This is a genomic window from Streptomyces sp. NPDC052012 (assembly GCF_040689265.1).
Classification (GTDB): domain Bacteria; phylum Actinomycetota; class Actinomycetes; order Streptomycetales; family Streptomycetaceae; genus Streptomyces.
The window spans coordinates 604,740-615,783 of record NZ_JBFAXA010000002.1 but is presented as its reverse complement, the minus strand read 5'-3'; the positions used below and the strand labels follow the sequence as shown (position 1 = coordinate 615,783).

Here is an 11,044-nt window from a genome sequence, read left to right as displayed (position 1 = left end):
CCCCATAGCTTCCCTTTCTGAATCGTTTCACTCAGTGGTCGTTACGACCCGATGTCACAGGAGCCCTGACGTGACCGAGCTCGCCGCGGCGAAGGCCGCTCTCAAGACACAGGCCGTCGAGACGCCGTCGTGGGCGTACGGGAACTCCGGAACCCGCTTCAAGGTGTTCGCGCAGGCGGGGGTGCCGCGCACGCCGTACGAGAAGCTGGACGACGCGGCGAAGGTGCACGAGTTCACGGGGGTCGCGCCGACGGTGGCGCTGCACATTCCGTGGGACCGGGTGGACGACTATGCCGCGCTGGCGAAGTACGCCGAGGAGCGGGGGGTGCGGGTCGGCGCGATCAACTCGAACACGTTCCAGGACGACGACTACAAGCTGGGCAGCATCTGTCATCCGGACGCGGCGGTGCGACGCAAGGCGGTGGACCATCTGCTGGAGTGCGTCGACATCATGGACGCGACCGGGTCGAGGGACCTGAAGCTGTGGTTCGCCGACGGGACGAACTATCCCGGACAGGACGATGTGCGCTCCCGGCAGGACCGGCTGGCCGAGGGGCTCGCGGAGGTGTACGAGCGGCTCGGCGAGGGGCAGCGGATGCTGCTGGAGTACAAGTTCTTCGAGCCGGCGTTCTACACGACGGACGTGCCGGACTGGGGCACCGCGTATGCGCACTGTCTGAAGCTGGGGCCGAAGGCGCAGGTCGTCGTCGACACGGGGCATCACGCGCCGGGGACCAACATCGAGTTCATCGTGGCGACGCTGCTCCGGGAGGGGAAGCTCGGGGGGTTCGACTTCAATTCGCGGTTCTACGCGGATGACGACCTGATGGTGGGGGCGGCCGATCCGTTCCAGTTGTTCCGGATCATGTACGAGGTGATCCGGGGTGGTGGGTTCACGCCCGAGGTCGCGTTCATGCTGGATCAGTGCCACAACATCGAGGCGAAGATCCCGGCGATCATCCGGTCGGTGATGAATGTTCAGGAGGCCACGGCGAAGGCGCTGTTGGTGGACCGGGAGGCGTTGGCTGCGGCGCAGGCCGCGGGGGACGTGCTGGGGGCCAATGCCGTGCTGATGGATGCGTACAACACCGATGTGCGGCCGATGCTTGGTGAAGTGCGGGAGGAGATGGGGTTGGACCCCGACCCTGTTTCTGCGTACCGCCGTTCCGGGTGGGCCGAGCGGATTGTCGCTGAGCGGGTGGGTGGGGAGCAGGCCGGTTGGGGGGCGTGAGCGTCTGCCACGTCCTGTTGCGTTGCGGGCTGCGGGTTGAGTGTGGTTGATCGCGCCCACGCGGCGGAGCCGCATATCCGGCACAGCCCCGCGCCCCTTCAGGTAGGTCCAGTCACCCTCGTTTCAAAAGGAACCGGAATCATGGCTCTTCATCCCGAAGCTGCTGCTCTGCTTGCTCGTTCTCATCGGCTTGGTGCCGATCCTCGGAATACGAATTACGCCGGGGGCAACGCCTCCGCGAAGGGACTCGATGTCGATCCCGTCACCGGGGGTGATGTGGAGCTGATGTGGGTCAAGGGGTCCGGGGGTGATCTCGGGACGCTGACCGAGAGCGGGCTGGCCGTGCTGCGGCTGGATCGGTTGCGGGGGCTCGTCGGGGTCTATCCCGGGGTCGAGCGTGAGGACGAGATGGTCGCCGCGTTCGACTACTGCCTGCACGGCAAGGGGGGTGCGGCGCCCTCGATCGACACCGCCATGCACGGGCTCGTCGACGCCGCGCACGTGGATCATCTGCATCCCGACTCCGGGATCGCGCTCGCCTGTGCCGCCGACGGGGAGAAGCTGACCGCCGAGTGTTTCGGGGACCGTGTGGTGTGGGTGCCGTGGCGGCGGCCCGGATTTCAGCTCGGGCTGGACATCGCGGCCGTCAAGGAGGCCAACCCGCAGGCCATCGGGTGCATTCTCGGCGGGCACGGGATCACGGCCTGGGGTGATACGTCGGAGGAGTGCGAGCGGAATGCGCTGCACATCATCCGTACCGCCGAGCAGTTCCTCGCCGAGCGGGGGCGGCCGGAGCCGTTCGGGCCGGTGATCGAGGGGTACGAGGCGCTGGACGAGGACGCGCGGCGGGAGCGGGCGGCCGCGCTGGCGCCGTATGTGCGGGCGGTCGCCTCGCAGGACCGGCCGCAGGTCGGGCACTTCGACGACTCCGAGGCCGTACTGGACTTCCTGGCCCGGGCCGAGCATCCGCGGCTGGCCGCGCTCGGCACCTCCTGCCCGGATCACTTCCTGCGCACCAAGGTCCGCCCCCTGGTGCTCGATCTGCCGCCGACGGCGCCCCTGGACGAGGCCGTCGCCCGGCTGAAGGAGCTGCACGCCGCCTACCGGGAGGAGTACGCCGCCTACTACGAGCGGCATGCCGAGCCCGGCTCCCCCGCGATGCGCGGGGCCGACCCGGCGATCGTGCTCGTGCCCGGGGTGGGGATGTTCAGCTTCGGCAAGGACAAGCAGACCGCGCGGGTGGCCGGCGAGTTCTACCTCAACGCGATCAACGTGATGCGCGGGGCCGAGGCGGTCTCCACGTACGCGCCGATCGAGGAGGCGGAGAAGTTCCGCATCGAGTACTGGGCGCTGGAGGAGGCCAAGCTCCGGCGGATGCCGAAGCCGAAGGCGCTGGCCACGCGGGTGGCGCTGGTGACCGGTGCCGGGAGCGGGATCGGGAAGGCGATCGCCGAGCGGCTGGCCGGTGAGGGTGCCTGTGTCGTGGTGGCCGATGTGAACGGGGAGAACGCCGCCGCCGTGGCCGAGGAGCTGGGCGGTCCGGACAAGGCCGTCGCCGTGACCGTGGACGTCACGTCGGAGGAGCAGATCGCCGAGGCGTTCCGGGCGGCGGTGCTGGCCTTCGGCGGGGTGGACCTGGTCGTCAACAACGCCGGGATCTCCGTCTCCAAGCCGCTGCTGGAGACGACCGCGAAGGACTGGGACCTCCAGCACGACATCATGGCCCGCGGGTCCTTCCTGGTGTCGCGCGAGGCGGCCCGGGTGATGATCGCGCAGGGGCTGGGCGGTGACATCGTCTACATCGCGTCGAAGAACGCCGTCTTCGCCGGTCCCAACAACATCGCCTACTCGGCGACCAAGGCCGACCAGGCTCATCAAGTGCGGCTTCTGGCAGCCGAGTTGGGTGAGCACGGCATCCGGGTCAACGGGGTCAACCCGGACGGTGTGGTGCGCGGTTCCGGGATCTTCGCGGGCGGCTGGGGCGCTCAGCGCGCGGCCGTGTACGGGGTGCCGGAGGAGAAGCTGGGCGAGTTCTACGCGCAGCGGACGCTGCTGAAGCGCGAGGTGCTGCCCGAGCATGTCGCGAACGCCGTGTTCGCGCTGACCGGCGGGGACCTCACGCACACCACCGGCCTGCACGTCCCGGTCGACGCCGGCGTCGCCGCGGCCTTCCTGCGATGAGCGTGGGCACGAAGGCGTACGCCGCGGTCGACCTCGGCGCGTCCAGCGGACGTGTCATGGTCGGCCGCGTCGGCCCGCACAGCCTGGAGCTGACCGAGGTGCACCGTTTCCCCAACCGGCCCGTGCGGGTTCCGGAGGGGCTGCGGTGGGACATCCTCGGGCTGTACGCGGGGGTGCTGGACGGGCTGCGGGCGGCCGGGGCGGTCGACTCCGTGGGGATCGACAGCTGGGCGGTGGACTACGGGCTGCTGGACGCGGACGGGGCGCTGCTCGGCAATCCCGTGCACTACCGCGACGCGCGCACCGAGGGCGTCGCGGAGAAGGTGTGGGCGAGTGTGCCGGCCGACGAGCTGTACGCCGCGACCGGGTTGCAGTACGCGCCGTTCAACACGCTGTACCAGCTGTCCGCCGCGCAAGGCTCTGCTCAACTGGACCGGGCCGAGCGGCTGTTGCTGATCCCGGATCTGCTGGCGTACTGGCTGACGGGTGAGCAGGGCACGGAGCTGACGAACGCCTCGACCACGCAGCTGATCGACCCGCGCACCCGGGACTGGGCGCACGGTGTCGCAGGGCGGCTGGGCATCGATCTCGGGCTGTTCGCTCCGCTGCGGCGACCGGGGGACCCGGCCGGAGTGCTGCGGCCCGAGGTGCTGGAGGAGACCGGCCTCGCCGGGCCGGTGCCGGTGACGACGGTCGGTTCGCACGACACCGCCTCGGCCGTGGCCGCGGTACCCGCCGACGGTGAGCGGTTCGCCTACATCTGCACCGGCACCTGGTCCCTGGCCGGTCTGGAGCTGGACGCCCCGGTGCTGACCGAGGAGAGCCGGACCGCCAACTTCACCAACGAACTGGGGCTCGACGGCACGGTCCGCTATCTGCGCAACATCATGGGCCTGTGGCTGCTCCAGGAGTGCGTACGCGCCTGGGGCGAGCCCGATCTGGGCGAGTTGCTGCGGGAGGCGGCGAAGGTGCCGGCGCTGCGGTCGGTGGTGGACGCCGGCGACGCGGGGTTTCTCGCGCCGGGGCGGATGCCCGAGCGGATCGCCGCCGCGTGCCGGGACTCCAGGCAGCCGGTGCCCCACTCCCCCGCCGAGGTCACCCGGTGCATCCTCGACTCGCTGGCCCTGGCCCATCGCAGGGCGCTGCTGGACGCCCAGCGGCTCGCCGGGCATCCGGTCGACGTGGTGCACGTCGTGGGCGGCGGCACCCGCAACGCGTTGCTGTGCCAGCTGACCGCCGACGCCTGCGGGCTGCCGGTGGTCGCCGGGCCGACGGAGGCGGCGGCGCTGGGCAACGTGCTGGTGCAGGCCCGTGCGCACGGACTGGTCGGCGACCTGGCCGGAACGCGGCGGCTGCTCACGCGCACGCAGCTGCTGACGCGGTACGAACCGCGCGGCGGCATCCAGCGCTGGGAGGCCGCGCAGGCCCGGCTCGCCCGGGCCTGACCGGGGTCTCCCCCGGGCGCGGGACCGCGCACTACCCTGCTTTGACCCGATGATCGATCACCTAGGAGCCGCGATGCGTGTCGCCCTGTTCCTGACCTGTGTCAACGACACGCTGTATCCGGACACCGGGCGCGCCGTGGTGAGGCTGCTGACCAGGCTGGGCGTGGAGGTCGACTTCCCGATGGCCCAGACCTGCTGCGGGCAGGCGCACTACAACACGGGGTACCGGCACGAGGCGGAGCCGATGGCCGTGCGGTTCTCCGAGGTCTTCGGCGCGTACGAGGCGATCGTGACGCCGTCCGGCTCGTGCGGGGCGATGGTGCGGGAGCTGTATCCGCGGATGGGTGAGCGGGCGCGGTCGGAGGGGCGCGGCGACACCCTGGCCACGACCCTGGCGCCCGTCGTGCCGAAGACGTACGAGCTGACCGAGTTCCTGGTGGACGTGCTGGGCGTGACGGACGTCGGGGCGTACTACCCGCACACGGTGACCTACCACCCGACCTGTCACGGGCTGCGCGGTCTCGGTCTCGGCGACCGGCCCCGGCGGCTGCTGGAGGCGGTCAAGGGGCTGGAGCTGATCGAGCTGCCGGGGGCGCAGGAGTGCTGCGGCTTCGGCGGCACGTTCGCGGTGAAGAACTCCGACGTCTCCGCCGCGATGGGCGCCGACAAGGTGCGCAACGCGGAGTCGACCGGCGCGGAGGTGCTGTGCGCGGCGGACAACTCCTGTCTGATGCACCTCGGGGGCACGATGAGCAGACTCAGGACCGGGATGCGGCCGGTGCACATCGCGGAGATCCTGGCGAGCACGGAGGAGGAGCCGGCCGTATGAGTGGGACGTTCGTCGGGATGCCGGCGTTTCCGGAGGCCGCGCACCAGGCCGTGCGCGACGCCACCCTGCGCGGCAATCTGCGGCACGCCACGCACACGATCCGCGGCAAGCGGGAGAAGGCGGTCGCGGAGGTCGCCGACTGGGCACAGCTGCGGGAGGCCGGGAAGCGGATCAAGGACCATACGCTGCGCCATCTGGACCGGTATCTGGTGCAGTTGGAGGAGTCGGTCACGGCCGCGGGCGGCATCGTGCACTGGGCGGCGGACGCCGAGGAGGCCAACCGGATCGTGGCCCGGCTCGTCAAGGAGACGGGCGAGTCGGAGGTCGTCAAGGTCAAGTCGATGGCCACGCAGGAGATCGGGCTGAACGAGGCCCTGGAGGCGGAGGGCATCCGCGCCTACGAGACCGATCTCGCCGAGCTGATCGTGCAGTTGGGCAAGGACCGCCCCTCGCACATCCTGGTCCCGGCGATCCACCGCAACCGCGGTGAGATCCGGGACATCTTCGCCCGCGAGATGAGCGAGTGGGGCCGCCCCGCCCCCGACGGACTCACCGACTCCCCCGCCGAGCTCGCCGAGGCGGCCCGGCTGCATCTGCGGGAGAAGTTCCTGCGCGCCAAGGTCGGGATCTCCGGGGCCAATTTCATGGTCGCCGAGACCGGCACGCTGGTGGTCGTGGAGTCCGAGGGCAACGGGCGGATGTGCCTGACCCTGCCCGAAACGCTGATCTCGGTCGTCGGCATCGAGAAGATCGTGCCGACGTGGCGGGACCTGGAGGTGTTCCTGCAGACCCTGCCCCGCTCCTCGACGGCCGAGCGCATGAACCCGTACACGTCGACGTGGACCGGCACGACCGACTCCGGGACGGCCGACGGCCCGCGGACCTTCCATCTGGTGCTGCTCGACAACGGCCGCACCGACACCCTCGCCGACGAGGTCGGCCGGCAGGCCCTGCGCTGCATCCGCTGCTCGGCCTGCCTGAACGTCTGCCCGGTGTACGAGCGGGCCGGCGGACACGCCTACGGCTCGGTCTACCCCGGCCCGATCGGCGCCATCCTCAGCCCGCAGCTCCGGGGCACCGCGAGCGAGATCGACGCGTCACTGCCGTACGCGTCGAGCCTGTGCGGGGCCTGCTACGAGGTGTGCCCGGTGGCCATCGACATCCCCGAGGTGCTGGTGCACCTGCGGGAGCGGGTCGTGGAGGGCGGGCCGGTGACGCGTGAGGGCAACAAGGTGGTGCTGCGGCCCGCCAAGGGGCATGCCGCCGAGCGGGCCGCGATGCGCGCCGCCCGCTGGGCGTTCACGCGCCCCGGGGCGCTGCGCACCGGCCAGCGCCTCGCCTCCCGCACCCGCCGACTGCATCCGCGCACCCTGCCGGGGCCGGGCAGGGCGTGGAGCGGTTCGCGGGATCTGCCGCCGGTGCCGGCGGAACCGTTCCGCGACTGGTGGCAGCGCACGCGTGGCGGAAAGGACGAGGCGAAGTGAGCAGCAGGGAACGGATCCTGGGCCGGGTGCGGCGCGCCCTCGCCGACGTACCCGCGGACGACACCCCGTACGAGCAGGCGGTCGCCCGTGACTATCTGCGTGAGCACGGTGAACGGACCGCCGAGGAGACCGTCGAGCTCCTCGCCGCGAACCTCGCCGACTACCGCGCGATCGTGCACCGCACCGGAGCCGACGGGCTGGCGGGGACGATCGCCGGGCTGCTGCGGGCCCGCGGCGCGTCGTCGGTGGTGGTCCCGCCGGGGCTGGACGAGGGCTGGCTGGCGGAGACGGACGTGAGGCGGGTGGCGGACCGGGCGGAGAGCACCGCGCACGAACTGGACCGGGTGGACAGTGTGGTGACCGCCTGCGCGGTCGCCGTCGCCGAGACCGGCACCATCGTGCTGGACGGCTCCCCCGACCAGGGCCGCCGCCGCATCACCCTGGTGCCCGACCACCACATCTGTGTGGTGCGGGTGCCGGAGCAGGTCGTCTCCTCCGTCCCGCAGGCGCTCGAACGCCTCGACCCGGTCCGCCCGTTGACGTGGATCTCCGGTCCTTCGGCGACCAGCGACATCGAGCTGGACCGGGTCGAGGGGGTGCACGGTCCGCGCACCCTGGAGGTGGTGCTGGTGGACGGTCAGCCGAGGGACACGGTCAGTTCGTAGCGTCCCGAGGGCAGCTTGTACGAGGCGGTGCCGTCCGCGAAGCCCAGGTGCTTCACCTGGTCGACCCGGTCCAGCGGGGTCCGGCCCGCGCGGACGGCGGAGGGCTCGGCGGCCGGGATGCGCAGGGTCGCGGTGGTGTTGGCCGGCACCTGCGCGCGGTAGGTGAGGGTCCGGCCGCGCCGGATCCACTCGCTGCGGATCTCGCCGTACGGCGACAGGTGGGAGCCGGTGACGTGCTTGATCCTTCCGGTCGGGTCGACGTGCGGGCGCAGGAAGAAGTGCCGGAAGCCCGGGTGGCCGGGGTCGCGGGCGATGCCGGCCATGGACTCGTACATCCACTCCATGACTGCTCCGTAGGAGTAGTGGTTGAACGAGTTCATCTCGACCGGTCCGAAGCCGTCCTCCTTCGAGTACGAGTTCCAGCGCTCCCAGATCGTGGTGGCGCCGTTGTCGACGGAGTACAGCCAGGACGGCATGGCGTTCTGGTGGAGCAGCTGGTAGGCGAGGTCGGCGCGGCCCTCGTCGGTGAGGACGGGGGCGAGGACGTTCACGCCGAGGAAGCCGACGGACAGGGTGTTCTCGGCGTACTGGACGCGGGTGCTGTCGGGGTGGGCCTCCTTGTAGGCGGCGTCGTTGCCGATGTTCTGCGCCAGCAGTTCGACGAGCCGGCGGCGCTGGGCCTCGGTGTCGTACAGGCCGAGCTTGAGCACCCACAGCAGGGCGGTCTGGCTGTCGTCCTCGGGGTCGGGGCCGTTGATCGGCTTGCCGCCGAGGCTGGAGCGGACGGTGACCGTGCCGTCGTCGGTCTTCAGGTAGGTGCTCATGAACGTCCGCCTGATGCCGGCGAAGAGCTTGTCGTACGTCTCCGCCTCGGCCGTCCGGCCGGTCGCTCGCGCCATGTGGGCCATCAGGCGCACGCTGTAGCCGTAGTAGACGTCACTCATGAGCTGGGTCCCGGTGCTCTGCGGGGCCAGCCAGTCGGCGAACAGGGCGCCCTGGCCGGTGTGGCCGTCGGCGCTCCTGCGGCGGATCCAGTCGATGTAGCGGGTCATGGCGTCCCAGCTGCGGTCCACGACGGTCCGGTCGCCGGTCATCTGCCACAGCGTCCAGGGGACGACCACGCCGCAGTCGGCCCAGCCGCTCACCGGGGCGGCGGCGTTGTAGCGGTTGCCCGGTGACACCGCCGTGAACTGGGCGCCGTCGAGCCCGTAGATGCGCTGCGAGTCGATCAGGTTCTCCTGGAAGTGGCTCAGGAACCCGGTCGCGTCGGTGTTGTACAGGCCGGTGGCGCAGAAGACCTGGGTGTCGCCGGTCCAGCCGAGGCGTTCGTCGCGCTGGGGGCAGTCGGTGGGCACCCACAGGTAGTTGCCGCGCTGGCCCCAGCGGACGTTGCTGATGAGCTGGTTGACCTTGGCGTCGTCGGTCGTGACGGTGCCGATGTCGCGGAGGGCGGAGGTGGCGACCCGTCCGGTGAAGCCGGTGAGGGTGACCTCCCGGGTGGTGGTGACGGAGGCGTAGCGGAAGCCGTAGAAGGTCAGGGAGTCCTGGTGGGTCTCGCCGTTCGGGTCGCCCTTGAGGATGTACGTGCTGGTCGCCCTGGCGGAGCGCAGGTTGGCCCGGTAGACGGAGCCCGCGGGGCCGTCGGCGCCGGCGCTGTCGTCGTTGAGCATCTCGCCGAAGCGGAAGGTCACTTCGGCACCGGCGGGGCCGCGCAGACTGTAGCGGGGGACGCCGACCATGTTCTGGCCGAGGTCGATCACGGCGGTCTCGCCGGGGCGCAGGGTCACCTTCGCGGTGGCGGCGCGGTCGGGGTCGGTGACGGTGCGGCCGGCGTCGGTGACGACGCGCCCCATGCCGTTGGGGCTGCCCGCCTCGCCGGTGACGCCCGTGTGGACGGTGACGGAGCGGGGGCGCAGGTCCCAGGCCGGCACGATGCGGGCGCTGTCTCCCGGGTAGGCGACCAGTTTCACGTCCGGGAAGCGGGCGGTGAGGTCGTGTTCGGTGACGTCGGCCCAGCCGGAGGTGTCGTAGCCGTTCGCCGACCAGCCGGTGAGCTCCTTGCGGGCGTCGTAGGTCTCTCCGTCGTAGAGGTCGTCGGCGCGGTGGGGGCCGGTGTCGGTGGCCTTCCAGCCGGCGTCCGGCGCGGTGACGACGGTCTGGGTGGAGCCGTCGGTGTAGCGGATCAGCAGCTTGGCCTTGAGGGCGAGCGGGTTGCCGTCCTTGGAGTAGTACGTACTCCCCTCGGAGACACGGCAGTTGTACCAGCCGTTGCCCAGCACCGCGCCCAGGGTGACGTGCGCCCGGGCGGCCGTCACGAACTCGGTGACGTCATAGGTCAGGTAGCTGATCCGGGCGTCGTAGTTGGTCCAGCCCGGGGTGAGCAGCTCGGCCGTGGGCTGCCCGTCGTGCGGCACCGTGACACGGCGGCCGTTGATGTAGGCGTCGTACACGCCGAGGGCCGAGACGTACAGCCGCGCCTCGCGCACCCGGCCGCGGCGCAGGGGCTCCTGGCGGCGCAGGTACGGGGCGCCGGCGCTGTTCGGCATCTTGCCGGCCATGCCGATCCAGCGGGCGCCGTCCCAGTGCGTGACGCCGTCGGCGCTGAGCAGTCCGGTCTCGAAGTGGGCGGCATCGCGGGCCGGCCGGGCGCGGCCGTGCTCGTCCCAGACCGTCACCGTCCAGTGGTAGCGGGTGGCCGCACGCAGCTTCGGGCCGTCGTAGGGCACCGCGACGGAGTCGGGCGAGGTGACGCGTCCGCTGTCCCAGACGTCCGCGCGGCCGGGGGTGAGCCGGCTCGGTGCGGTGGCCACCAGGATGCGGTACGCGCTCTGGCGGCGGCCACGGGCCGCGGAGTCGGTGCGCCAGCCGAAGCGGGGCCGGGCGGTGTCGGTGCCGAGGGGGTTCACGCGGTGTTCGACGGTCAGTCCGGTCACCGAGGTGCCGTCACCGCCGGCCGCGGCGGCCGGGGTCGCGCGGCCGGCCTGGTACGCCGTGATCACGGGCAGTGCCCCGAGTGTGGTGGCCAGAACCGTTCTGCGGCGGATCAGGGTGCGCTTCTCGTGCTCTCCGTCCTTCACGCCGTCATTCCTTTCGGCCGTCGGAGTTGTATCGATTCAGTGCGATCGCCGGTGAAGGTAGTGAGACTTGTGACTGGTGTCCATGGATCGAGCGAAAGAATTTCGACAGCTTTTGAAACGGTCATTGAAACA

General features: G+C 71.1%; 7 protein-coding genes. 6 read left to right on the top strand and 1 reads right to left on the bottom strand.

Features of this window, described 5'->3' with window-relative positions:
- Nucleotides 1-70 precede the first annotated feature (70 nt).
- From rhaI to AB0412_RS06340, 6 genes are all read left to right on the top strand, one after another.
- Nucleotides 71-1,231 (top strand): L-rhamnose isomerase, encoded by a 1,161-nt coding sequence (rhaI, locus tag AB0412_RS06365; RefSeq protein WP_366401321.1) that lies wholly within the window; start codon nt 71-73, stop codon nt 1,229-1,231.
- Nucleotides 1,232-1,372: 141 nt separating this feature from the next.
- On the top strand, nt 1,373-3,412 hold the full coding sequence (locus AB0412_RS06360; RefSeq protein WP_366401320.1) for a bifunctional aldolase/short-chain dehydrogenase: 2,040 nt from the start codon (nt 1,373-1,375) through the stop codon (nt 3,410-3,412).
- The gene (locus AB0412_RS06355) at nt 3,409-4,857 is read left to right on the top strand and encodes a rhamnulokinase family protein (RefSeq protein ID WP_366401319.1); all 1,449 of its coding nucleotides are present in this window, start codon (nt 3,409-3,411) and stop codon (nt 4,855-4,857) included. Before AB0412_RS06360 ends, AB0412_RS06355 begins: the two co-directional genes overlap by 4 nt.
- A gap of 73 nt (nt 4,858-4,930) precedes the next feature.
- Nucleotides 4,931-5,686, top strand: coding sequence for a (Fe-S)-binding protein (locus tag AB0412_RS06350; protein ID WP_366401318.1), 756 nt, complete (start codon nt 4,931-4,933; stop codon nt 5,684-5,686).
- The gene (locus AB0412_RS06345) at nt 5,683-7,170 is read left to right on the top strand and encodes a LutB/LldF family L-lactate oxidation iron-sulfur protein (protein ID WP_366401317.1); all 1,488 of its coding nucleotides are present in this window, start codon (nt 5,683-5,685) and stop codon (nt 7,168-7,170) included. Before AB0412_RS06350 ends, AB0412_RS06345 begins: the two co-directional genes overlap by 4 nt.
- On the top strand, nt 7,167-7,835 hold the full coding sequence (locus AB0412_RS06340) for an LUD domain-containing protein (protein ID WP_366401316.1): 669 nt from the start codon (nt 7,167-7,169) through the stop codon (nt 7,833-7,835). Before AB0412_RS06345 ends, AB0412_RS06340 begins: the two co-directional genes overlap by 4 nt.
- Here AB0412_RS06340 and AB0412_RS06335 read toward each other — a convergent pair.
- Nucleotides 7,808-10,834, bottom strand: a complete 3,027-nt coding sequence (locus AB0412_RS06335) for a family 78 glycoside hydrolase catalytic domain (RefSeq protein ID WP_366401505.1) — start codon at nt 10,832-10,834, stop codon at nt 7,808-7,810. The two genes, AB0412_RS06340 and AB0412_RS06335, sit on opposite strands and share 28 nt — an antisense overlap.
- Between the last annotated feature and the right edge of the window lie 210 nt (nt 10,835-11,044).

What these genes read in the sequence shown, in the direction of transcription:
- AB0412_RS06360 (WP_366401320.1), top strand. Translation starts at nt 1,373, where the DNA reads ATGGCTCTTCATCCCGAAGCTGCTGCTCTGCTTGCTCGTTCTCATCGG.
- AB0412_RS06355 (WP_366401319.1), top strand. Translation starts at nt 3,409, where the DNA reads ATGAGCGTGGGCACGAAGGCGTACGCCGCGGTCGACCTCGGCGCGTCC.
- AB0412_RS06345 (WP_366401317.1), top strand. Translation starts at nt 5,683, where the DNA reads ATGAGTGGGACGTTCGTCGGGATGCCGGCGTTTCCGGAGGCCGCGCAC.
- AB0412_RS06350 (WP_366401318.1), top strand. Translation starts at nt 4,931, where the DNA reads ATGCGTGTCGCCCTGTTCCTGACCTGTGTCAACGACACGCTGTATCCG.